The organism is Hydrogenobaculum sp. 3684 (genome assembly GCF_000213785.1).
Classification (GTDB): Bacteria; Aquificota; Aquificia; order Aquificales; family Aquificaceae; genus Hydrogenobaculum.
Genome location: NC_015557.1, coordinates 143,473 through 167,742, shown reverse-complemented (window position 1 = coordinate 167,742; position 24,270 = coordinate 143,473). Strand labels below are relative to the sequence as shown.

Below are 24,270 nucleotides of genomic sequence, written 5' to 3'. Positions count from 1 at the left end.
ATATTTTGTTAAAATTAGGCTATGGACTTAACGAAAGAAACCATTGAGGGGAAAATTGATGTATCTATCTTTATAAAAGAGCATACAATAGATATAAAAGATATTGAGAAATTAGATACCTTTGGAGCCATTTTTGTATTGGAGCTTTTAGAAAAATATAAAGATAAAGAACTAGTGGGCAAAAAAGAACATATAGAGTTTATACAAAAAGTAAAAGAGCTATTAAAATACAACAACGAAAAGACAAAAAAAGACTCAAATATAAACTTATCTTTAACCTTTTTAGAGTATATAGGAATATTGGTTTATCATAGTTTTAAAAATATAAAAGATATAGAATTTGAATCTTTTTTAAAAGAGATAGAAAGCTCTGGCATTGGTTCTCTTTTTATATTGGCGGTACTGTCGTTTTTGGTGGGGATAGTGATAGCCTATCAAAGTGCAAATGAGCTCATAAGCTTTGGAGCAAATATATTTATAGTAAATCTAATAGGTATATCGGCCTTTAGAGAGCTTGGTCCTCTTATAACAGGTATCATATTGGCTGGTAGGGTAAGCAGTGGATACACGGCAAACATAGGCATAAGAAACGTATACGAAGAAATCGATGCTATAGAGGTAATGAGCATATCTCCTTACGTGGTGTTTGGTTTACCAAGAATCATAACTCTTACGTTGATAACGCCTTTGCTGGTGCTTTTTTCAAGCAACGTAATGGTACTAGGCGGGGCTATTATAGCAAAAACTTTTTTAGATATCCCTTTTGATATGTTTTTTGATAGACTAAGAGAGGTTGTAGGATTTAACCAGGTGTTCGTGGGTTTGGTAAAAGCTCCGTTTTTTGGGGCATATATAGGACTTGTAGGCACATACTTTGGTTTTTATTCTGGTAAAAAGCCTGAAGACGTCACATTAAACGTTATGAAAAGTGTAGTGATAAGCATATCTGGTATCATAGTGATAGATGCTATATTCTCTATCATCTTTGCAAAGATTGACATATGATAGAATTTAAAAATGTTTACTCTGGATACGGCAATCATATAGTCCATGAGAATATAAGCTTTAAAATAGAAAAATCAGAGATAGTGGCCATAGTAGGTGGAAGCGGATCTGGTAAAAGTACGTTGGTAAAGTTGATGCTTTTTCTTTTAAAACCAAAATCTGGAGAGATATACTTTGACGGGGAAAAGATAGATTTTAACGATGAGAAAACCATACAAAAGATAAGGGACAAAATAGGGGTGGTGTTTCAATTTAACGCACTTTTTAACTCTATCACAAGCGTAGAAAACGTGATGTATCCAGTTTTAAAAAAGACTTCGCTATCAAAAGATATTGCTTTTAAAAACGCTATAGTAAAGTTAAACATGGTTGGTTTTACCAACATATGGGCTTATCCGGGTGAGCTCTCTGGGGGCATGAAAAAGAAAGTGGCTTTGGCGAGGGCTTTGGCACTGGAGCCAGATATACTTATACTTGATGAACCGACTTCTGGCTTAGACCCAATATCTGCCGATGAGTTTGACAGCCTTATAAAATCCACAAGAGATAGCTTAGGTACCACCGTCGTTATAGTAACTCACGATATAGCCTCTTTAAAAATAGTTGATAGAGTGTTGATACTTTATGACAAAAAGGTTATCTTCAACGGAAGTCCATCTTTGTTAAAAGCTCAAAACCACCCATGGATACAATCTTTTATAAAAGGTCAAAGAGGTCATTGTTATGATTGAAGGAAAACCAAGATACACGCTGATAGGATTTTTTATAGTTTTTGGAATAGGCGTTGTAATAGCCACAATATATTTTTCTACAAGTTTTTTTAAAAATAGAGACTTAAACACTTACTACATCTTTACAAAATACTCGGTAGCTGGTTTATCTGTAGGCTCACCGGTAAAATACAAAGGTGTTGATGTTGGGAAAGTAAGCGCTATAAAAATAGCAAAAGACCAAGAAACCATAAAGATAAAAATATCCGTAGAGAAAAATCTTGACTTAAAAAAAGATGTAATAGCAAGCTTAGGAATCACCGGTATAACTGGGCTATCTTACATAGACTTAGAACGTGAGAAAGGAGTAAAAGCCTTTTACGACAAAGATTTAGAAGCTTACGTAATACCTATGAAACCATCAGAACTTCAACAAATATCAGATTATATACCTCAAATACTTGATTCGGCTAACAATCTTATAAAAAATCTAAACAATCTAATATCTTCTAAAAATACCAAAAAATTTGATACGTTGTTTGACAACATAAACAATACCATAAAAAACCTAAATAGTCTTATAAAAGATTCCAAAAACTCTTTATCTAATACCAACAAAGTTTTAACGGCTTTTAACAACAAGATAAACGAACTAAACGTGCAAGATATAAACAATACAGTAGAAAAATACAACCTTCTGGCGGATAAGTTAAACAAAGAAACGAAAAAATTAGATACTCTTCTTAAAAGCCTGAAAACAAATTCAGATACATTGACAGACAACGTATACCCTCAGATAAACAGAACGTTGAAAGATATACAAAAAACATCTAACGAGATGAGGATTCTAATAAAACACATAAAAAATCATCCAAATGCATTTTTTATCATAAACCGCCAAAAACCCTTTCCGCTGGAGGAAACAAAATGAAAAAAATTCTTTTGGCTTTTGGTATGATACTCATATCTTCTTGTGCTTTTGTCCAAAAAGAAAAAACCATAGAATTTATACAACCAAAAGAAAGCTATACAAACGTCAAAAAAGTTTACATATCAAGCGTTAGCTCTCCAAGATACTTAGACACTGACGATATGGCTTACATTTATAAACATCAACTAAGATATTTTGCAAAACACCGTTTTCCTTGTAGTTTAAACTGTACTGTCAAGAACTATCTTTTAGAAGCGCTACCTTACTTAGTGGAAAAACCCATATCAGATTATAAGCTTTCAATATACATTTACGACTTTGAACCAAGCTTCAAAACATTTAATAGCGGTAATATGATACTAAAAGCAAGGTTTTATTTAAAGTATAAAAACACCTATAAGATAGAAGATTTTAACTACAACAAAGCATTTTCTGTCAAAGATTTTAGTGAGCTTATGGAACAAGAAAACATAGCACTACAAACCATGGCAAAAAAATTAAATAGCTTTATAAAAAATGCTATAATAAGTATTAAGGAGGGTAATAATGTTTGAAGTAAGCATACCTGCAAATGTATCAAGTGAAGAAGAATTTCTCAAGAGCTTCAACGAAGCTACAAAAAACACCGGAAATCTCATGCTTTTTGCTGGAGACCAAAAAATAGAACATCTAAACAAAGATTTTTACGGAGAAGGTATAGCAAAAGACGATGCAAACCCAGAGCACCTTTTTAAAATAGCCTCAAAAGGAGAAATAGGTGTTTTTGCTACACAGCTTGGGCTTATCACAAGATACGCAAAAAAATATCCAAACATACCTTATCTTGTCAAAGTAAACTCTAAGACAAACTTAGTACCTTTTGAGCAAAGGGATCCAATAAGCTTGAGTCTTCAGGATTTTGATAAAATCTTAGACATAAAACAAAAGGGAATAAAAATATTAGGAGTAGGGTATACAGTGTATCTTGGTAGTGAGTTTGAACATGTAATGCTAAAAGAAGCCTCAGAGCTTGTTTATGAAGCGCACAAAAACAACATGATAGCGGTGTTATGGATGTATCCTAAAGGAAAAGCCGTAAAAAACGAACATGACCCAGAGCTTATAGCTGGGGCTGCTGGTGTAGCGGCATGTCTTGGAGCGGATTTTGCCAAAATAAAAGTACCAAAACAAGAAGGGAAAGATGTAAAAGAACTGCTTCACATAGCAGTAGAAGCAGCTGGTAATACTGGGCTTATATGTGAAGGAGGTTCAAAAGAAGGGGTTTTAGAGTTTTTAAAAGAGTTATATACCTATAAAGAAGCTGGTATAAGAGGAAACGGCACTGGTAGAAATATACACCAAAGACCATTAAAAGAAGCCATAGCAATGACAAAAGCCATATCAGCTATAACGTTGCATGATAAAACCCCAGAAGAGGCATACAAGATATTTAAGGAGAGCCTATGATATATACAATCACCTTAAACCCAGCTTTGGATAGGACTATATGGCTAGATGAGCTAAAGCAAGATGATACCAACAGGATATTAAAAGAAGAAAAATATGCGGGCGGTAAAGGTATAGATGTATCAAGGGTGCTAATCAATTTTGGAGTTCCAAGTGTAGCCCTTGGTTTTGTAGGAGGGTTTGCAGGGCTTGAGATAGAGGGGCTTTTGATAAATGAAGGTGTAAATTTTGATTTTATAAGAATATCAGAAGAAACAAGAACAAACATCATTATAAATACAAACAACAACCAAATCATAATAAGCGCAAAAGGACCAACCATACCCCCCTTTGAATTGACAAAGCTAATGGATAAGGTAAACAACTTAGACAACCCTTCTTATGTAGTGATATCCGGATCACTCCCCGAGGGGCTGAAACCTGCGGTTTATTCGAAAATTATAGATATAGCAAAATCCAGATCAGCTACAGTAGTGCTTGATACAGATGGAGAAGCCCTTAAATTCAACATAAGCCACAAACCAGACATTATAAAACCAAACAAACACGAACTTTCTAGGGTAGTAGGAAGAGATGTAAAAACTATAGAAGACGCCGTAATAGCCGCAAAAGAGATAAATAGAATGGGTGTAAGGATAGTTTTGGTATCTTTAGGTAAAGACGGAATAGTTTATGTAAGTCAAAATGCAATAATGCATGCAACACCTCCAGATGTTAAGGTAGTAAACACTATAGGAGCTGGTGATTCTGCGGTAGCTGGTTTTATATACGCTAAGCATATGGGGTTTTCAGATGAAGAAGCTTTAAAATATGCGGTGGCAACAGGGACAGCCACAACGCTTAAACCTGGTACAGCGTTAGCTACGCTAGAGGATGCTGTTGCCATAAAAGAACAAGTAAAGTTAAGATACTTATAACTAATGACTTGCTAAAGATTTTACGCGATCTTCTTTCTCTATTATTTCGGCTATCCTTATGCCAAAATTTTCTCCAACTACCACAAGCTCAGCTTTAGCTATGAGTTTTCCGTTTGCATAAACGGATACAAAACTATTTATAGACTCATCCAAAGCCACCACAGAACCGGGTCTTAGATTAAGCAACTCTTTTATAGTTATTACCGTTGTTCCTATAACTACAGTAATAGAAAGAGGTATATCAAGGATACGCTGTAACTCTTTAGATATATCTTGTTCTTGTACAGTAGCTTGGGGTTGCTGGTTTTCAGTGCTGGACTCAGTTTGAGCTTGGGCTTGCATAGCCTCTTCCCACAATTTCATCAAGTCTTCATCGTTTTGAGGTATGGGTTCTGCTTTGTTTTCTTCTTCCTTGAGCTCTTCAGGTTGTTTATCTTGTTTTTCTTCCTCTGGCATTATTGACTCTCCTTATTATCCAATAATTTTAGTATTTTAACAGCCTTTTTAGAATTGGAGCGCCCCAATACACCATACATCTTAGGTACTCCTTCTATATTTACCTTAACTGGCCTGTTGGCAGAAGTTTTGAGCGTTATAGTATCGCCTACTTCCCATTCTAGTATATCTTTTACCGTAAAATTGCCACCATCTATAGTTACAGACAAACTAACCGGTAAATTTTTTATTAAATTTTTAATTATACTATCATAATCAACATACTCTGATGCCTCTGATACGTTCCTTAACCTGTCTACAACAGGTTCTAAAGAAGAGTTTTGTATAGCAAGAAAAATAGGATACTCTATACCATCTATTTCTATATTTATATGAGCTTGTATAAACATTTCCTTTTTAGAATTCATGGGAGCTATAAGAGCTGGGTTTACCTCTGTTTCCAAATACATAACCTCTCCAGGCAATATACTATTCCAACTTTCTTGAAAAGCGCTTAAAAGTAAATCTACCACTTTTTTTATAATTTTCAACTCTAACTTTGTAAATTCCTTACCCTCTATCCTGTAAGGTTTAGCCGAACCGCCAAATATAACACTTACTATACTATAAATCATACGAGGATCTAATATCAAAAAGTGAGTACCTTTTAACCCAGTAATATTAAACGTGTTTATACACGATGGAACTGGTAATTTAGCTATTAAATCCTCAAATCTTATAAGAGACGTTTCTGCTTTGTAAACGTTGTTAATAGCCACTACTAAACTGGATAACTTTGCCCTTGAAAGCCTGCTCCACTTTTCTAATATAATCTCAAGTCCTGCTATTGTACCTAAAGAAATATGCTCTAAATCATCTATATCAAACTTCTTATACCCTAGAGATTTTTCCTCTACCTCTTCTTCTTTACCTAGAGACTTTAAAAGAAGATCTACCTCTTCTTGACCTAAAACCTGTTCAGCCATAGTTGTTTACCTCTAAGCCTTTTTTACAGTAAGCCAATGTTTAATAATCTTTGCTACCTTATCTGGATTTTCCTTGGTTATTTTTATCATCTTATCAACGGTAATAAGCTCTTTAGCCTTTTCTCTCAACTCTTCAGTCTCAAGCGATTCTAAAGCTTCCATAGCTGCACTTACAGCTGGTAATTCTTGAACTTCTGGTTTTTTTCTGGTTTTTAAGAATACAAAAAGCAGTATTCCGAGCAACAAAAGAAGCAAGACACCAGCTATACCATACTTTGCATAAACAACATATATAGGAGGTTTCGGTACAACAGGTTTATAAAAGGGTACCGCTATGACGGATACAGTATCACCTCTTTTTGGGTCTACCCCAGCCGCCGCAATTACCAATTGCCTTATGCTGTTTAGATTTACGTTTTTAAGATCAGCGTTTACTATGACGCCTACACTCATTCTCTTTATGCGTATGGTCTTATCTACAACATGAGTTTTTTCTACACTAACATCGTAGTTTGTAGTAACTTCTTTTTTAGTAGATTGAAAATTGGCGTTTGGTCTAAGTCCACTCATTGGTGGTATGTTTGAGGCTGTACCTGGGACACCGGATACGCTGGTACCTGTGGTGGTTTCTTGTTTTTTCTGCTGACTAACTATCGCTGTAGTGTTGGGATTGTAATTTTTTGATTTTGTTTCCACTTGAGAAAAATCTGGTTCTACATCCACAGCAACCCTAACGTTGTTATAACCAAGAGCCTGACCCAACACTTGTTCAAGATGTTTTGTTATGGAGTTTTCTAAAGCTGTTTTTACCCTTAACTGTTCGTTCGTAAGATAGGAAGAGGGGTTGTTTAGTTCTTCCGTTAGGTCCACACCGTTGCTATCAACCACAGTCACTCTGTTGGGGGTTAAATCGGGTACACTAGCGGCCACCAAATTCCTTATAGCTATAACCTGACGTCTCGTGATTGAAGCCCCCGGTTTTAATTCTATAAATACCGAAGCTGAAGGTTTTTGGCTTTGGGTTATAAATATACTTGGTTTTGGTATTGCTAAACTTACTTTGGCTTTTTCTATGTTGCTAAATCCAAGTATTGTGTTTGATAATTCTTGCTCCAAAGCTCTTTGATATTCTACATGCTGCATAAAATCTGTCATACCAAGTGGCATTTTGTTTAAAAGCTTAAAACCTGGATAGCCTTTGGTGGGAAGTCCCATAGCTGCTAATTTTAACCTCAGTTGCCTCGCTTCTGATTCTGGCACCAATATAGTCCTACCGTCTTGAGTAATTTTGTATTTTACGTTGTTTTTTTCAAGCTGTTCTACTATGGCAGCCATATCTCTGTTGTTTAGATCTCCATATAAAACGGTATAATGCACTCTTGATGTGATAAAAAATATTAACCCAGTTAAGAGCGCTAAAACTACAGGTATAGACAAGACCGCAATTTGTTGAGTCTTATTTAAAGCTTGGAAACGCTCTTTTAAGTTGTTTAATATTTCTCTAAAATCCATAAATGTTTAAATTTGAGTGTTGATGAGTGTTTGATAACCATCTAAAAGCTTGTTTCTTACCTGCACCAACAAGTTCAACACCACACCAGCTTTATCAAACTGAACTACGGCATCGTGCAAAGGGATATCAGCTCCTTCTAATATGGCTTTCTTAGTGGCCTCGGCAGTTTGCTGTACATCGTTTGCATAGTTTAGAAAGTTTGACAGTACATCAAAAAAGGTTTCTCCTTGAGAATTTTCTTGTTTTTTAGGCTTTTCTAAAGAATTGTTTGCAAATAAATCCGGTATACTGGTTATCTTATTTTCCATAATCAGGTCCAGCTATTAATAGTAAACTGAGCTATGTTCTTTGTCATATTAAAAGCGCTGAGGTTAGCTTGATAGCTCTGTGTAGCTGTAATCATATCCACCATCTCGGTAGTAACGTTTATATTTGGTTCTTCCACATACCCTTGAGCGTTTGCATGTGGGTTTGAAGGATCGTATATAAGCTTAAAACCGTTTGACTGTCTAATTTCGCTAACATTAACCGGTACCAAACCATCTGAAAGCATGTTTTTATCGTAAACTGCTTGAAACACTGGCTCTAATTTTTGATAAGGAGTGCCGTCTGTCTTGTAAGATTCGTAGTTTGCAAGGTTTGAAGCAATAGTGTTCATTCTGATGCGCTCTGCATACATACCAGAAGCAGATACATCAAAAGCGTTAAATATATCAAGCATAATTTACCTGGTCAACCAAACTGTACAAAACTGTAGAGCGATACAATCGCATTTCGAATCTAAGAAACATTCACAGCCACACAATAGCTCAGAGAAATGCTTACAGCACACTATTGCTCTGCACAGTTTGGGTTGGGGTATTTGTATTCCGCCATTTCAGATACTTCCAACCCCAACAGGCGGTATTTTGGAAGTGTCATAGTCCCTGCACCAAGTACAGGAACTAACCTATTTGCCATCCTTACCCAATCCCTTGAAATCATTACCCTTTTCAAGGGAGAAAAGTCTCTATAACTCTCAAGGCAAGAAAAGGTAAAGGCTGTGAAAAGAATTTGCCAGTTTTTGTATCTACCTATAGGTAGACCTCTCACCTGTTCCTTCCGTTGGTTTACAGGTTGTTGAGAAACTGACTTACTCTTTTCACTTTCTATAACAAACGATAAATGTTTTTCTAGTGCTTTAAGTTCTTTTCTTAATTTACTTAGCTTGCTTTTTAATTTGTTTCTTTTGTATTGATTTTTCTCTTCTTTCATCTCTTTCTTAAGTTTAGCGATCTTATCCTCAATACTGGCTTCACTAAACAAAAGAAAATCTTTATCATTTAATAATCCTTTGTAGTTTTTAGGTAGTTTTTCCTTATATCCTAATCCTCTTCTTGCTATTACAAATGCTGCTGCAATATCTTTGTCTATGTTAAACTGCGGTGCATATTTTAATTTGCCTATTAAAGATGTATATGCTGGATTTACTTTTCTAATTTCTATTCCATTTCTTCTTGCTGTAATCTCTATTTTATTTAATAATCTCTTGTATATCCACTTTTGCAATTTCTGTCTTAGTTTAGCAAACCCATCTCCTCTTTTACCTTTTGGTAGTTTATCTAAGTTTTCTATTGCAATAGCTTTGTTTTCCTTCTTAGCAATTTCTATTATTTGATGTGCTATTTGCCATTCTAAATATTGTCTTTTCTCTGAGCTAACATCTAATAATTCATACAAGCTTATTGCTTGATAGTTTTCCAGATTTCCATCTTTTGATGCGGTTGCTAATGCTAAATGGAATGGATAAGCGTTTATATCTATACCTATAACACCATTATCTTTTTTGATTGCAACAGGTGGTAGTTTCTCTTCAACAGATATGAAAGCATATACATTACCGTTTTTCAATGTTAACCTAACACTATATGGAAACCAACTACCAGATTCTTTAGCTTTCAATAGCATAAACATAAAATCTATCCATTTATCATTCTTCCTGTTTACAGTTCTAATTACTTTTGCATAAACGTACTGTCTATCTCCTATATTTATTCTCAAATATAACTTATCGTTTATCCACTGCAGCCTTAAATTTAGATTTCCTTGTTTAGATTTATCGCCTCTTGAATAGAGATTGCCTTGCCTTTTTTCTCTCCACTTTTTTATAAGACTCTTTCTTGATTTTCCAGTTAAGTGTTTCTTGTTTAGTTTATCAAATAACGCTCTTGATCCAAATATAACCTTTTTGGGATTTTTATTATGCGATTTGTATATCTCTATCGTTTGTTTAGCCAGCAGTATTGCATTATCTGAATATCTTGTATTTATGTTAAATAATCTTGATATATTTTTCTTTAAATCTTTTCTTTTTTCACTTTCTAACAACCTTTTATATGCATATCTCATTGCTGATGAAAACCTACGCATTAAATCTAATACAGTATCTCTATTTTCATTGGTCTCAAATTCAAGTAAACATTCCAGCGTTATCATTTCTTTTTAGATCCTCTTTGCCCATATATAATAGGTGTTATCAATCCTTTCTTATCATAGTTTATCAATGTACCTCTACTCAAACCATATATCTCCTTACATTCTTTCATACTTCCTCGTTGCCATAAATTTGTCAACTGTTTTTACCTCCTTTATTGCCCTTTTATAGCTGTGTTTAGTTCGTTTATGTTGTCTGTTATCATCTTCATATAAGTCTCATAAGCTATATAATTTGCGTTTGCCTGTGCCATCTGCTCTTCTATACTGACGTTGTTTCTATCGTTTCCTATAAGCCCAGATTCTTTTTCCAATATATCAAAATGAGGCCCTGTTTGTACTGGTTGAATTTGTTTTTTGGGATTTGTTATCTTTAGGGCTAGCTCTTTTTCAAAAGGTACAAACCTTACGTTTAACTCCTTGTAGTGTGGTGTATCTGCATTTGCTAAATTGCTAAGTATAACCTTGTGTTTTAACCACGTATAATCTAAATAAGGAACTACTTCATCTACACCGTTAAAAAGCCCCATAACTACTCACCCCACAAAATAATAGCAGCCTTAGCCCAAAGGTTTTGGCTATTTTTAGCCAAACTTAATATATATTTTAACTCATTTTTATCTTTTAGCAAGTAGCTAATGTAAGCAGCTTTATATAAAGCCCACCAATATGTGTTGTTTTTTGTTTTATTGTAAATCTCTATATAGGTTTTAAAATATTTTAAAGCATTTTTATAATCTTTTTTGTTTAACTTTAATATGCCGTCTTTTAAAAGTCCAAGCTTAGCATAGTCTTTTAATCTATTAGATGTATAAATATTTTTATGAGATAAAAATCTATCCAATATGGTATCGTCGTTGGTATAGTAGCCTATTAGAAATTCTGCCTCTTCTTTATCATCGCCTTTTAAATTGTTTAGCACTGAGTTTAAAGCTGCAACACCATCTTTTATATCACCTTGTTCTATATAAAACTCTCCTTGTAGAAACGTCTTTATATTTTGATCTTGGATACCGTTTGTAAATCCAAGTCCTTTTGTATCACCTACATACACAAAAACTCTTGAGATGTTCTCATAAGTGCTAGGTTGTAAAAACATCGCAAATAAAGATGGATCTTCTTTGTAAACGCTATAAAGCCTATAGGCAAAGGTTTCATCGTAGGGGTTTTCTCTTGATATAAGGTTTGATATATAGTTTATAGGCTTTTCAAAGGATACGTTTATATCATCAAAATTTATAGGTCTATTTGGAAATTTTATGTTTAAAAATCCTATAAACATATCTTGAATCTCTTCGGAATTAAGTTCACCTTCAAGGTAGTAATTGAGAAGGCCAAAATCCGGATATAAAGATAAAACGCTTGGGAAATGAAGCCACATAAGCTTATCTAAGGTATTTTGATAAAACGGTATTTTGTAAGTGGCCAAATAACCAGGGTGCATCCATAAAGAACTAAAGGATATATAGGCAACTGGATTGTAAAAAACACCGTCATGCTTTAAAAATTCTTTTAAAATCCTATGAGCATCAAGATAGTCTTTTGTAATAAGATAAATATGCATTAGTACATAATTTACTTTGTTTTTATACCTTCCATATATGTCTCTTCTTTTTGAAAGCTCAAGGTGAAACATGGCATCTTGCCAATCTGATAACTTATAAAAAGCGTATCCATAAAGAAACTCGTAATAGGGGTGATAAGATAAAAAACTATCGTAGTTAGAAGCTTCATGAAGCATGAAGGTAGTGTTTTTATAATCTCCAGTCAAAAAATAGTATATGGCGTAATCAAAATAATAAAGAGCGGTATCCTCTGGAGTTTTTATATCTTTGTTTTGAATGCTTTTAGTATAATCTATACCATTTTTATCGTGGTTTCTAAGGGTCGCATAGGCTAACTTGATCTTATACCTGTTTACGTTTGGGTATTTGCTTGATAAAACCATAAAAACACCAGTGGCTTTGTTGAAATCTCCCAAAAGAAGATATATATCACCTATTATTTCTCTTTGTAGAGCTATATAAGATGGGACCTTATAATAAAATGGGTACATGTTTAGCATAACTATAGCGTTTTGGACACCTTTTATATTTGCACTGTAGTAGTTTTCGTAAGCATAGGCCTTTGCTATGTAAAGATAAGAAAGCTCACCGTATTTACTTTTTGGAGCCATAGAGTACACGTCCATAAGCTCTGAGACAGCATCTTGGTAGTCCCTTAGATGTATGAGTTCTATGGCATGATTTAACTTTTTCTCTAAATAAGAGTTTAAACTTGAGCTTACGCCAAAGGATTTTATACCAGAAGCCGCCAATAAAACAAGTATAAATACAAAAAGTATAAAAAGCTTCTTTATAAAAAGCTTCATGAATCTATTTTAAAACTTTATGGTTGAATACGTTTATCATATTTCTAACACCTATGTTCAGATATTCAAAGAAGCTTAGCGCTACAAAAACACCTACTACATCGTAAAATAAGTCTATAAATTTTATTTCGTAATTCTTAATATTCTCTATGAAAAGCCCAAAAAAAAGCATCATCATAGAAAACGTGGCAAGCTTTCCAAGATAAGAGGGCTTTGGCACTACACCAAGATAGAGCAACAAAACACTTCCTAAAATTATAAACACCTCTCTAGCCAATATTAGCTTAAAAAGAATAGCTGGCATATGGTACTTTAGTTTTATAAAAGCAAAAGACAAAGACAATATCAAAACTTTATCGGCTATAGGATCAAGCAGTTTGCCAAGAAAACTTACGCTGTTTGTAAGCCTTGCTATAAGCCCGTCCAAAGCGTCTGTAATACTGACTAAAATAAATAGAAAAAACGCTAGCTTTATATCGGCTTTTACTAAAAATAAAAAAAATGGAGACATTAAAAGCCTAAAAAACGATAAAAGATTTGGTATTGTAAAAATATTTGAAGAGTTCAATTTATACCAGACCTCAGTATGTCATGAAGGTGTATTATACCTATTGGCTTTTCGTTCTCTTCTATGATAAGAACAGTTATCTTGTGGTTTTCCATCAAAGATAGAGCTTTTGCTAATATGTCAGATTTTGATATGGTTTTTGGGTTTTTAGTGCAAACCTCATACACACTAGTGGTATTTATATCTACTTTACTTTCTAAAATCCTTCTTATATCACCATCTGTCAATATGCCCACCAGCTTTCCAGCTTCATCCACTACCGCTGTAGCTCCAAAGCCCTTTTGAGTTATCTCTATAATGGCCTCATATATCTTTGCATCTTTTTTTACAATAGGAAGCTCATCACCAAAATGACCCACATCTTTTACTTGCTTTAGCTTCTTGCCTAAAAACCCAGCCGGATGCAAAAGAGCAAAATCCTCTTCTTTAAAACCAGAAAGCCTCAAAAGACTCATAGCCATAGCATCGCCAAGTACAAGCATGGCAGTGGTGGAAGATGTGGGAGCCAAGTTTAAAGGGCATGCTTCTTTTTCAACGTTAAGCACTATCGATATATCGCTTTGTCTTGCCAAAGTAGAGTTTTTATTGTTTGTAATAGATATTAAAAAGCATCCCATCATTTTTATATAAGGAATCATGTAAAGTATTTCAGCAGACTCGCCGCTGTTGGACAATGCTAAAACAACATCTTCTTTTGAAATAATACCAAGATCTCCATGTAAAGCCTCGTTTGGATGCAAAAACACCGCAGGGGTACCAACGCTTGCCATAGTAGAAGCTATTTTTCTTGCTATATGGCCAGATTTGCCAACTCCAGTCAATATAACCTTACCTTCAGAACGATATATAACATCTATAGCTTTTTCAAAATCTTCATTTATTAAAAGCTTTAAACCTTCAACGGCTTCTATTTCTTTTGATATGGTCTCTAAGGCCGTGTCTTTTACAAGGCTCATTTATTTGAAAATCGCTCTATAGCTTTTCGAAGCTCCTCTGTGGCTTTTTCCTTTGATAAGAAGTTTTTGAGCTTTACCCATTTGCCCTGCTCAAGCTCTTTGTAATGCTCAAAAAAGTGTTTTATCTTTTCCTTTATATGAGCTGGTAAATCATCCACATCTTTTACGTAAGAAAATGCTGGGTCTATTTTCTTGTGGGGCACTGCCAAAAGCTTCGTGTCTATACCAGCCTCATCTTCCATCTCAAGCATACCTATTAAAGAACATCTTATAACAGAACCAGGTACCACAGAGAATTCCGATATCACAACTATATCTATAGGGTCTCCATCCTCTGCTAAGGTGTTTGGCACAAAACCATAGTTAAAAGGATAATACATAGCGGTAAAAAGTACCCTATCCACAAAGATCACACCGCTTTCTTTGTTAAGCTCATACTTGATGTTGCTATCCTTTGGTATTTCTATGAAAGCGTAGATGTCCTCCGGCGGATTTTTGCTTACTATCTTGCTTAAATCCATTGTACACCTCCTTTAAAGTTTAAGTATATTATAACAAATTATCTACCAAAGTAAGTGATAGGATCTATAGGAGTGCCGTCTTTGCTTCTTAATTCAAAATGAAGCTCACAAATAGAAGTACCAGGCTTTGTCCCCACCAAACCTATAGTTTGACCTTTATTTACCATCTGACCTTTCTTTACAAAAAGCTTTTGGTTATAAGCATAAACCGTTATAATACCACCACCATCCACTATGGCCATATTACCGTAAGCTGCCAAATCATCACCGCTATAAACCACTATGCCTGAGTTTATAGTTTTTACCGGCTTTCCACAGTCGGTAACGATATTTATACCCCTTTGGGCCCTTTGTATCTGACCTTCTACCGGTAGTGGTATATTTACATGTTTATGCAACGTTGATTGAGAATTAGCTTCTTCTTGAGTAAGGGCTTTTAGATTGTTTGGTTGGCTTGGTAATGGTTTAGCTTGATAATTTTCTTTATAACGCTTTTTGGCTCTTGCTATAAGTTTTTTATAGGTTATACGCTTTTTACCAAGCTTTACAACAGTGCCCTTACTAAGATACTTACCTACTAAATCTGGATTTAATTTTTCAAGTATCCTAAGCGGTACACCGGCTACATCTGAAACATCTCTAAGAGTACCACCGTTTTTGATAACATAAAGCTTGTACTTTCTGCCTTCGTATCTTTCTACATACTTTGTATTGTAAGGAACTTTTATAGTCTCTCCTACCCTTAGAAAATTCCTATGAAGGTTGTTTAACTCTTTTAGCTCTCTTACAGATGTACCAAAACGCTTCGCCAAAACCGACAATGTATCACCGCTTTTTACTTTATAGCTCATGGTAGGTATTTTTGGTCTTTTTGGTTTGTAAGGGATACAGATTTTTTGCCCTATAGATAAAAATTTATGTTTCCTAAGAGAAGGGTTTGCCTCTTTTATGGATTTTGTATAAACGTGAAATTTATGGGCAATACCGTCTATCGTGTCACCTTTTCTTATCTTGTAATAATGGCACTCATAAGCCTTAGCTTGCCAAGTTAAAAGCCCAAGGCTAATACAAAATATCAAAGCTTTTTGGATAATCTTCATCTTCAAAAACCTCCATGTTATATTTTATATCAGAGACAAAAGCATGTTTTGGGCCTTCTTTTAGCTTTTCTAAAAACATCTCAAGAGTTTCCTTCTCTCCTATAGCTTCAAACTCTACCGTACCATCTTCAAGGTTTCTAACATAGCCTTGTATACCCAAACTATCCGCTATATCTTTTGTAAAAGCCCTAAAACCTACTTTTTGAACTCTTCCAAAAACTTTTCCTTTTAGAATATACTTCATTGAAAAGACATTATAACATACAAAATTTATCTTTATCAATGAGTATATATTGATGTAAAATATTACTTAAGGAGGTATTTGAAAATGAAAAGCGCATTAGAGATGTTGAGGGGTTTTGGAGACCACTTTGAAAAAGTCGATGTTGGCAACATGTTGCCACAAAGCTACAACATGCTTGTGTTTAGCGGCATGGGAGGGTCTGGTATTGTAGGAGAAATAATGAAATCCTACCTTATAAAAAATGGTTCTAACAAGCCCGTATTCTCTATAAAAGGGTATGAACTTTTGCCTTTTGTAGACAAAGACGCTCTTGTGGTATGTATATCTTATAGTGGCGATACGGAAGAAACAATATCTGTATTTGAACAAGCCATAAAAGTAGGGGCGAAAATAATATCTATAAGCTCTGGCGGAAAGTTAGAAGAATTGTCCAACAAGCACGGTGTACCACACATAAAAATACCCACTGGTTATCCTCCGAGGTATGCTCTTGGATTTATGCTTAATGCTTGTTTATGGCTTTTTGGAAAAGAAGAAGAAATATTAGACTTAAAAGAAGATCTAAAAGCTTCAAGCTCTCGTTATGAGGAAGTTTCAAAAGACATAGCAAAAAGCTTGTTTGGATATGTGCCTATAATATATGGAACACCGCTTATGGAAGCAGCCGCTTACAGGTTTAAAACCCAAATAAACGAAAACTCAAAAACACCAGCTTACAACGCATATATACCAGAGATGCATCACAACGAAGTGGTAGGTTATACAAACCCAGACATAAACCAATACCTTAGGTTTGTTATAGTAGCAGATAAAAAAGAACACCCAAGGGTAAGCCTAAGGGTAAATATGACAATAGACATTTTAAAAGACAAGGGCTTTAACCCGATACTCATATCAGAAGAAGGAAACTCCTACATCTCAAGGCTTTTAAAGAATATATACATAGGAGATTTTGCCAGCTATCATTTGGCAAACATGTACGGCTACGATCCGCTACCTGTAGATATAATAACCTATGTAAAAAAGAGACTTCAAGATGGATAGGATAAGGTTTGCGGAATCACCTTTTGAAGGGCATCCGGACAAGCTTGCAGATATCATATCCGATGAGATATTAGATGAGTTCATGAGAAAAGACCCGTTTTCTAGGGTCTCAATAAACGTTTTGCTTAGCTCCAACATTGTATTTATAGCAGGGGAAGTCTCTTCCTCTGCATACGTAGATTTACAAATGGTATCAAAAAAAGCTATAAAAGAAGTAGGATATACAAAACCAGAGTATGGTTTTGATGGAGATTTGATAGGCGTTATAAGCTCTATAAACGAGCAAAGCCCAGAGATAGCCCTTTGTATAGCATCAGAAGGAGCAGGCGATAGTGCCATAGTGGTGGGTTATGCCACCGATGAAACGGAAAGCTTTTTACCAGCACCAATTTATTATGCTCATAAAATCTCAAAAACCACATCAGATTTTAGAAAAAAAGGTATAATGCCCTTCTTAAGACCTGATGGTAAAACGATAGTGGGTATCAAATACGAAGATCAAAACAAATTTTATATAGATTCTATAAATATGTTTGTACAACACGATCCTGATATAAGCTTAAATCATTTAAGAGAACTTATCTTCGAAGATATCATTAAAAAACATATACCCAGTGAGCTTTTAAAAAAAGAAACCAAGATAAAGATAAACCCAGCCGGTAGGTTTATCATAGGTGGGCCTGTGGCAGATACAGGTATGACTGGCAGAAAAATAGTATCAGATGCTTACGGCGATATATCTTTCTCAGGAGGAAGCGCTTTTTCTGGCAAAGACCCTACAAAAACAGACAGAGCTGCCTCTTATATGGCGAGGTATATAGCAAAACACATAGTGGCAGCTGGTTGGGCTAAAAAAGTCCTCATACAGATAGCTTATGCTTTTGGTGTAAAAGAACCCATAGGTTTTGACATAGAGACCTTTGGCACCGAAACAAAACCAGTAGACCTTATAAAATCTAGAATAAGAGAAGTTTTTAGCTTGTATCCAAAAGATATCATAGAAACCTTGGACCTTAGAAAGCCTATATACAAAAAAACTGCTTGCTATGGACACTTTGGCAAAGAAGGTCTTTCATGGGAAAAGCTTGATAAACTAGAGTATTTTTCTTGATATGAAAATAAATTTTATAAATTTAGGATGTCCAAAAAACCTTGTAGATTCAGAAAATATAATGGGTTTTTTCAAAAAAGAAAACATAAGCTCTTACCACAAAGCTGACACCGTTGTTATAAACACATGTGGATTCATAGAACAAGCCAAAAGAGAATCCATAGAAGAGATACTAAAAGCCATAAACGATGGCAAAAAAGTGTTTGTGACAGGGTGCCTTGTGTACAGATACAAAGAAGAGCTTCAAAAAGAGATACCAGAAGCGATATTTTTTGAAAATATAAAAGATTTAGAAGGTATTGAGCTTTTACAAACACCAAAAAGACAAATTACCACAAAGCATTATGCTTACCTTAAAATAGCAGAAGGATGCAACAGGAAATGTTCTTTTTGCGCTATACCCAATATAAGAGGTAACCATAGGTCAAAATCCATAGAAGAGCTTACACAAGAGGCAACATATTTAAAAGAAAAGGGTGTAAAAGAACTTGTCATAGTATCCCAAGATACCCTTTACTATCAAGAGGATAACTCTTTTAAAAGCATAATAAAACTTTTACATGCCCTTGAAAAGCTTGATTTTCCTTGGATAAGGCTCATGTATCTTTATCCAAACAGCATAAGTAAAGACCTTATAGATTATATAGACAACTCAAAAAGCGTATTGCCTTATTTTGATATACCACTTCAACATATATCTGATAATGTTTTAAAAAACATGAGAAGAGGATATACAAAAAAAGATGTTTTTAGGCTTTTAGAGCAAATAAACGCTATGAAGCATAAAAAACCTATACTAAGAAGCTCTTTTATAGTGGGCTATCCAACGGAAGAACAAAAAGATTTTGAAGAGCTTTTAGATTTTATAAGCCAAGAACTTTTTCACTTTGTAGGGGTTTTTGAATACTCCCACGAAGAGGGAACATATGCATATCAGTTTGAAGATAAAATACCAAAAGAAGAAAAACAAAGACGCTACAAAGAAGTGTTTAATCTGTCCCAAGAGATATTGGAAGAAAAAAATAGCGCTTTGGTAGGGCAAGAGATAGATATACTTATAGAGAAAAAAGATAGAGCAAGAGCTTTCTTTCAAGCCCCAGAGATAGATGGTATAGCTATGCTTGAAAGCCCAAGCCCTAAGACTGGTATTATTAAAAAAGCAAAAGTTATAGCAAGCATTGGTACTGATCTATTGGTAGATATATGATATTTTATATATTTAATATACTATTTTACCTTATGGCTTTTATAAGCTTTTTGCTTTATACTCTAAAAGCCAAAAACACAATAAAATACAGTCTAATTTTTATAATGCTTGGGAATTTGTTTTATCTTATAAAACTTATTTTAAATGTAAAATCTGGGGTGGTTTTTAGCAACATAGATGCTATAGTGGCTTTTTCTGGTAACATCATAATGCTTTTTTATGGGATCCTTCTTACTAAGTTTAGAAATTTAGAAAACATAGGTTTTATTATATCTTTTATAGGGGCTTTGTTTAGCATGGCAAACCTAAGAAACGTATTTTTACATCAACAACCAAGCCTTTTAAACCCGATATTTTTAATACATATAATAAGTGCGGGGTTCTCTTACTCTTTCATCATGCTTGGAGGTATATTTTCTTTGTTAAAACTTATATCAGAAAAGCAGATAAAACAAAAAAAATTTTCAAAAACATACGTTCCTATATATACTTTAATATTTATAGAAAAGTTGTCCATAAACATGAGTTTTATATTTCTAACCATTACTATCCTTTTTGGTGTTATGTGGTCTTTTTATTACGATAAAAGCCTTTACGTAGACCCAAAGATTATAGTCATATCGTTTTTATGGTTTTATTATGCAATACTAGTACACACTTATATCTTTAAATCTTCAAAACCCACCACAATATCCGTTTTATCAGCTTTGGGAAGCACCATAACGGTTATATCTGTTATATTCATAAAACATAGTATAATAACAGGATGAGTAAAGCGTGGTCTGGAAGATTTAAAGAAGATACATCAAAAGACGTAGAACTTTTTACAGAATCTATAAGCTTTGATAAAGCCTTGGCAATGTACGACTTAGAGCAAGATTTTGCACACTTAGAAGCTCTTTTAAAAGCAGGTGTCATATCAAAAGACGCTTACGAAAATATAAAAAACGGCCTAAAAAAGATAAAACAAGAGATAGAAAAAAACGAGTTTTATTTTGATATATCAAAAGAAGATATACATATGAATATAGAAAGTAGGTTGTATGAACTAATAGGAGAAGATGCCAAAAAACTACACACTGGAAGATCAAGAAACGATCAAGTAAACACAGATTTAAGGCTTTATTTGAAAGACCATATTTTAAAGATTTTTGAGCTTTTAAAAGCACTAAAACAACAGCTTGTCTTAAAAGCAAAAGAGTATGAAGATCTTATAATGCCAGGGTACACGCACCTACAAAGGGCTCAGCCGGTGTTGGTGGCTCATTATCTTCTTTCTTTCAAAGAGGCTTTTTTAAGGGACTCTCAAAGGCTTATAGATGCTTATAGAAGGATAGATACCCTAACCCTTGGAAGCGGTGCTTTAGCAGGGGCAGATTTTCCACTAGATAGGTTTTTAGAAGCAAGTGTTTTGAACTTTTCTAAAATCTCAAGAAACTCAATGGATGCTGTAGCAGATAGAGATTTTGCCATAGAGTACATGTTTTGCCTTAGTTCTATAGCGATGCATCTTTCCAGGATGGCAGAAGATTTAATTATATTTAACACAGAAGAGTTTAAGTTTATAGATTTACCAGACAGCCTTTGCACTGGAAGCTCCATCATGCCTCAGAAAAAAAACCCAGATGTTTTAGAGCTTATAAGAGGAAAAACTGGAAGAGTTTACGCAAACCTTATAAATCTTATGATAAACCTAAAGGGGCTTCCAATGACTTACAACAGGGACCTTCAAGAGGACAAAGAACCTATTTTTGATGCTACAAAAACCCTCTTAAACAGCTTAAAAATGATGATACTTATAGTAAAAGATCTAAAGTTTAGACAAAATATAGAAGCGGGAAACCTTCTTTTAGCCACAGATTTGGCAAACTATCTTGTAGAAAAAAATATACCCTTTAGAGAAGCTCATCACATAGTAGGAAATATCGTAGCTTACGCCATAGAACACCAAAAACCCTTAGAATCTCTAACCAAAGAAGAGCTGAACAACTTCTCAAAGGCTTTTGACAAAGACGCAAAAGATATAATTTCTAAAGAATTGTCTATATCAAGAAAAAAAACTTACGGCAGCACAAACAAAGATTTTGTAAAAAAGCAGATAGATTTATCTTCTTTAGAAGAAAGCATAGACAAAAATTAGTATTATAATTTTGATTAGAGAAGTGTATGGTAAAAACTCAAAAACATGGAAAATTGGGACTTACTATTACGGAGGTGATGGTATCCATCGCTCTTTTAGCAATAGGGGTTATTACGTTTGCAGCGATGCAGTCTTTTTTTGCCAACGATGCAAAAAATAGGTTTATATATGGATGTCTTACAACTGTATCTTCAAACGGTATAGCCATGTGCATGAGTGGACAACAAATACCTTCTACAGCCCAATGCGGTGGTATACAAGTAAATTTAAATGTAAATTGCCCTCAACCTACAAGTGGCTGTAGCACAATAACATCTACAGCCTCTTACAACAATCTATCTTATAGCCAGATCGACAATGACTGCCCATTCTAAGTCTAAGGCTTTTACCATAACAGAGATGCTTGTAGCAATAGCAATGAGCGTAGTCCTAATGCTTGCACTGTTTGAGCTATACGAATCCACTCAAAAGATTTTCTTTAACACGAACTCAATCTCAGGAGCAGAGGAAAACACTTACAACGCTTACGTGGTAATGCAAAAATACTTAGACAGAGGTGGTGCAGGAGTGCCATCAAATAGTAGCAATACAAATGGAGGATATCCACCGCCAGCACCAAACTATATATCCATATCATCTGGTAGCCCTTGTGATAGCCTCTCTTTCTACGGTAGTTTGTATGGTTTTGGTATGGTGCAAAATATAGACAGCAATTCCAACGCAGATGTTATAAGCTGTAGACTTTCAGATACAAATCCAAGTGGTAGCACTGCATACTATTATCTAGTTAGAAATGGAAGCTTTTACTATTCCAACTCTTCCAATACGACCCCTGACATATTTACAATAAATATATCTCCAAACAACGCATCTTGCATATCTACCACAACTTCCAACGCTACAATATCTGGAGCTGTTATATACGATGTTACTACAGGCCAAAATCTAAGTTTAAGCCCAGGCGATATATTGTACTCGGTGCCCTATCAAATAACGTTTTTCTGTCAGCCAAATCAAAGTGATAACAACAACAATTGGCTTTATTTACAAACTATAAACGAAGTCACTAGTACCACCAACACACAGCCAATAGTTCCAGTCCAAAGCCTTAGCTTTAATGCATATCCACAAGGCTGTATCTCTTCAAACTCATGCAATATGATAGAGGCTATCATAGGCGTAAATTCTCAGGCTAAAAACGCCTCTGGAGGCACTGCTTCTATAACTTTTAGTTTTGATTTTTACAAATAGGAGGGCTATTTTATGAAGAATAGAGGTTATACACTCATCACTACAATGCTTGTTATGATAGTGCTTTTTGTAATAGGCGCAGCAGGAGCTATGCTTGTATATTACGGCAATATGACATCTGGGGCTATGATAAACTATTCAAAAGCCTATTACAACGCCGATTATGGACTTCAACAAGTAGCTTACAACGTTATAAATGACACTTGTAATTGTACTAACAACGGTTGTGGTATATCTCAAACACTTCCAACCGGCGGGACAGTACAAGTGATAACACAATCAGATGCTAACAATAAAACCTGCTTTATAGAATCAATAGGTACTGGTGAAACAGGAGGAGAAGTAGTAAGAGCAATCACGGTATCAACAGGGGCAAACTGGGCAACTTTGGGATTGATAAATGGTTCAATAAGCACGAGCGGGACTGCCACTATTAACGGTTGTGACTATGTAGACCAATGTGAAGCAACAGGACTGCTAGAGGGCATGCACAACATACCCATAACAATGACTGGAGCAGGAAAATTATCTACATGTCAGAATAATCCAGACTTGAATAGTCCAGGTATCAGAGGAAATCCATATATAAGAAAAACAACATACACAGATATAGCTCAAATGATTACAAATTTTAATAGCTTTTCACAACTTCAAAACTATATACTAACAGAAGTGGCTAATTATTTTGGCACTACCACCAATGGTAGTTCTATAAACGCCCCCACTCAAAACAACAGTTGCTATTGCAGCGGTTCTGCTACTGTTAACGGGTCTACAATTTATTGCGGTTCACAACCATTGAGCAATAATTGTTCAATATACTACATAGGCGGTAATTTAGATGTAAATTTTACTAGCTATGCAAATTCTGGTAATTTTGGAAGCAATCAACTAATATACACAAACGGCAATATAAATATAACCCTTAATGGTAGCGCGTATATTAACGGCGGTTTGCTATATACTCCAAACACATTAAATCTTGTTGTCAACGGAAGCTCTCAAATAGGACAACAAAGCCCTATAACTTTCATAGCTAACAACGGAAGTATTACTATAACTGGTTCTTCTAACATAAAAAGTCTTATCATGATTAATAATTTAACAAATATTGGCACAGGAAGTTCAAGTATTAATGGTGCTTTATATGCTAACACTGTAAGCGCAAGCAATGGAATCAGCCTAAGCGGTAGTAGTTCTATCAACTTTAACTACCCCGTCCTTAGCCAAATAGCATCAAATTACCCCAATTTATTTAAACCAGTTAATTGTTACGGCAATGGAACGCAACAGAGTATGTTAAATGCTGTTACTTTATATTAAAAGCATTGAAAACTTTAGG

The 24,270-nt window shown here is 34.7% G+C and carries 27 protein-coding genes; 14 read left to right on the top strand and 13 right to left on the bottom strand.

The features are described 5' to 3' along the window. Positions 1-21 precede the first annotated feature (21 nt). Genes HYD3684_RS00960 through pfkB form a run of 6 tightly spaced genes read left to right on the top strand, consistent with a single transcriptional unit; the run spans position 22 to position 5,009 of the window. Positions 22-1,005, top strand: a complete 984-nt coding sequence (locus HYD3684_RS00960; RefSeq protein WP_015418829.1) for an ABC transporter permease — start codon at positions 22-24, stop codon at positions 1,003-1,005. Then, positions 1,002-1,736 carry an ATP-binding cassette domain-containing protein gene (locus HYD3684_RS00955; protein WP_015418828.1) on the top strand — a complete coding sequence of 245 codons (735 nt, stop codon included), beginning with the start codon at positions 1,002-1,004 and terminating at the stop codon, positions 1,734-1,736. Before HYD3684_RS00960 ends, HYD3684_RS00955 begins: the two co-directional genes overlap by 4 nt. Next, positions 1,729-2,646, top strand: a complete 918-nt coding sequence (locus HYD3684_RS00950) for an MlaD family protein (RefSeq protein ID WP_015418827.1) — start codon at positions 1,729-1,731, stop codon at positions 2,644-2,646. Before HYD3684_RS00955 ends, HYD3684_RS00950 begins: the two co-directional genes overlap by 8 nt. Further along, positions 2,643-3,200, top strand: a complete 558-nt coding sequence (locus tag HYD3684_RS00945) for a hypothetical protein (RefSeq protein ID WP_015418826.1) — start codon at positions 2,643-2,645, stop codon at positions 3,198-3,200. The genes HYD3684_RS00950 and HYD3684_RS00945 overlap by 4 nt, the downstream gene beginning before the upstream one ends. Next, a complete protein-coding gene (locus tag HYD3684_RS00940) occupies positions 3,193-4,092 on the top strand; it encodes a fructose-bisphosphate aldolase (RefSeq protein ID WP_015418825.1) in 900 nt (299 codons plus the stop codon). The genes HYD3684_RS00945 and HYD3684_RS00940 overlap by 8 nt, the downstream gene beginning before the upstream one ends. After that, positions 4,089-5,009 carry a 1-phosphofructokinase gene (gene pfkB, locus HYD3684_RS00935; RefSeq protein WP_015418824.1) on the top strand — a complete coding sequence of 307 codons (921 nt, stop codon included), beginning with the start codon at positions 4,089-4,091 and terminating at the stop codon, positions 5,007-5,009. Before HYD3684_RS00940 ends, pfkB begins: the two co-directional genes overlap by 4 nt. Here the strand turns inward: pfkB and fliN are convergent, their stop codons facing one another. From fliN to HYD3684_RS00870, 13 genes are all read right to left on the bottom strand, one after another. Further along, complete coding sequence (fliN, locus tag HYD3684_RS00930) at positions 5,010-5,465, bottom strand: flagellar motor switch protein FliN (RefSeq protein ID WP_015418823.1); 456 nt, start codon at positions 5,463-5,465, stop codon at positions 5,010-5,012. Next, positions 5,465-6,430 carry a FliM/FliN family flagellar motor switch protein gene (locus tag HYD3684_RS00925; protein WP_015418822.1) on the bottom strand — a complete coding sequence of 322 codons (966 nt, stop codon included), beginning with the start codon at positions 6,428-6,430 and terminating at the stop codon, positions 5,465-5,467. The genes fliN and HYD3684_RS00925 overlap by 1 nt, the downstream gene beginning before the upstream one ends. 12 nt (positions 6,431-6,442) lie before the next feature. Beyond that, complete coding sequence (gene fliF, locus HYD3684_RS00920) at positions 6,443-7,942, bottom strand: flagellar basal-body MS-ring/collar protein FliF (protein ID WP_015418821.1); 1,500 nt, start codon at positions 7,940-7,942, stop codon at positions 6,443-6,445. A gap of 6 nt (positions 7,943-7,948) precedes the next feature. Then, positions 7,949-8,251: a flagellar hook-basal body complex protein FliE gene (fliE, locus tag HYD3684_RS00915; RefSeq protein ID WP_015418820.1), complete on the bottom strand. Its 303-nt coding sequence runs from the start codon at positions 8,249-8,251 to the stop codon at positions 7,949-7,951. A gap of 2 nt (positions 8,252-8,253) precedes the next feature. Then, entirely contained in the window at positions 8,254-8,664 is a 411-nt protein-coding gene (gene flgC / locus HYD3684_RS00910; protein WP_015418819.1) for a flagellar basal body rod protein FlgC, read from the bottom strand. A 110-nt stretch (positions 8,665-8,774) separates the two neighbouring features. Further along, complete coding sequence (locus HYD3684_RS00905; protein WP_015418818.1) at positions 8,775-10,418, bottom strand: IS200/IS605 family accessory protein TnpB-related protein; 1,644 nt, start codon at positions 10,416-10,418, stop codon at positions 8,775-8,777. Between the two features lie 152 nt (positions 10,419-10,570). Next, a complete protein-coding gene (locus tag HYD3684_RS00900) occupies positions 10,571-10,945 on the bottom strand; it encodes a flagellar biosynthesis protein FlgB (protein WP_015418816.1) in 375 nt (124 codons plus the stop codon). A 2-nt stretch (positions 10,946-10,947) separates the two neighbouring features. Further along, a complete protein-coding gene (locus HYD3684_RS00895) occupies positions 10,948-12,786 on the bottom strand; it encodes a hypothetical protein (protein ID WP_015418815.1) in 1,839 nt (612 codons plus the stop codon). Between the two features lie 4 nt (positions 12,787-12,790). Further along, a complete protein-coding gene (locus HYD3684_RS00890) occupies positions 12,791-13,354 on the bottom strand; it encodes a CDP-alcohol phosphatidyltransferase family protein (RefSeq protein ID WP_015418814.1) in 564 nt (187 codons plus the stop codon). After that, complete coding sequence (locus HYD3684_RS00885; RefSeq protein ID WP_015418813.1) at positions 13,351-14,310, bottom strand: KpsF/GutQ family sugar-phosphate isomerase; 960 nt, start codon at positions 14,308-14,310, stop codon at positions 13,351-13,353. The genes HYD3684_RS00890 and HYD3684_RS00885 overlap by 4 nt, the downstream gene beginning before the upstream one ends. Beyond that, positions 14,307-14,831, bottom strand: coding sequence for an inorganic diphosphatase (gene ppa / locus HYD3684_RS00880; RefSeq protein WP_015418812.1), 525 nt, complete (start codon positions 14,829-14,831; stop codon positions 14,307-14,309). Before ppa ends, HYD3684_RS00885 begins: the two co-directional genes overlap by 4 nt. Positions 14,832-14,869: 38 nt before the next feature. Further along, positions 14,870-15,931, bottom strand: coding sequence for a M23 family metallopeptidase (locus tag HYD3684_RS00875; RefSeq protein WP_015418811.1), 1,062 nt, complete (start codon positions 15,929-15,931; stop codon positions 14,870-14,872). After that, on the bottom strand, positions 15,894-16,175 hold the full coding sequence (locus HYD3684_RS00870) for an acylphosphatase (RefSeq protein WP_015418810.1): 282 nt from the start codon (positions 16,173-16,175) through the stop codon (positions 15,894-15,896). The genes HYD3684_RS00875 and HYD3684_RS00870 overlap by 38 nt, the downstream gene beginning before the upstream one ends. 84 nt (positions 16,176-16,259) lie before the next feature. On the opposite strand from HYD3684_RS00870, the gene HYD3684_RS00865 reads away from it, so the two are divergent. Genes HYD3684_RS00865 through HYD3684_RS00830 form a run of 8 tightly spaced genes read left to right on the top strand, consistent with a single transcriptional unit; the run spans position 16,260 to position 24,251 of the window. Beyond that, positions 16,260-17,219 carry a bifunctional phosphoglucose/phosphomannose isomerase gene (locus HYD3684_RS00865; protein ID WP_015418809.1) on the top strand — a complete coding sequence of 320 codons (960 nt, stop codon included), beginning with the start codon at positions 16,260-16,262 and terminating at the stop codon, positions 17,217-17,219. Then, the gene (gene metK, locus HYD3684_RS00860) at positions 17,212-18,330 is read left to right on the top strand and encodes a methionine adenosyltransferase (RefSeq protein ID WP_015418808.1); all 1,119 of its coding nucleotides are present in this window, start codon (positions 17,212-17,214) and stop codon (positions 18,328-18,330) included. The genes HYD3684_RS00865 and metK overlap by 8 nt, the downstream gene beginning before the upstream one ends. 1 nt (position 18,331) lies before the next feature. Then, complete coding sequence (locus HYD3684_RS00855; protein ID WP_015418807.1) at positions 18,332-19,537, top strand: MiaB/RimO family radical SAM methylthiotransferase; 1,206 nt, start codon at positions 18,332-18,334, stop codon at positions 19,535-19,537. A 32-nt stretch (positions 19,538-19,569) separates the two neighbouring features. Then, positions 19,570-20,307 (top strand): cytochrome c biogenesis protein CcsA, encoded by a 738-nt coding sequence (ccsA, locus tag HYD3684_RS00850; RefSeq protein ID WP_237698613.1) that lies wholly within the window; start codon positions 19,570-19,572, stop codon positions 20,305-20,307. Further along, on the top strand, positions 20,304-21,677 hold the full coding sequence (gene argH / locus HYD3684_RS00845; protein ID WP_015418805.1) for an argininosuccinate lyase: 1,374 nt from the start codon (positions 20,304-20,306) through the stop codon (positions 21,675-21,677). Before ccsA ends, argH begins: the two co-directional genes overlap by 4 nt. Positions 21,678-21,703: 26 nt before the next feature. Then, complete coding sequence (locus HYD3684_RS00840) at positions 21,704-22,051, top strand: hypothetical protein (RefSeq protein WP_015418804.1); 348 nt, start codon at positions 21,704-21,706, stop codon at positions 22,049-22,051. Then, on the top strand, positions 22,035-22,928 hold the full coding sequence (locus tag HYD3684_RS00835; RefSeq protein ID WP_015418803.1) for a prepilin-type N-terminal cleavage/methylation domain-containing protein: 894 nt from the start codon (positions 22,035-22,037) through the stop codon (positions 22,926-22,928). Before HYD3684_RS00840 ends, HYD3684_RS00835 begins: the two co-directional genes overlap by 17 nt. Before the next feature lie 12 nt (positions 22,929-22,940). Continuing rightward, entirely contained in the window at positions 22,941-24,251 is a 1,311-nt protein-coding gene (locus tag HYD3684_RS00830) for a hypothetical protein (RefSeq protein WP_015418802.1), read from the top strand. Positions 24,252-24,270 lie beyond the last annotated feature (19 nt).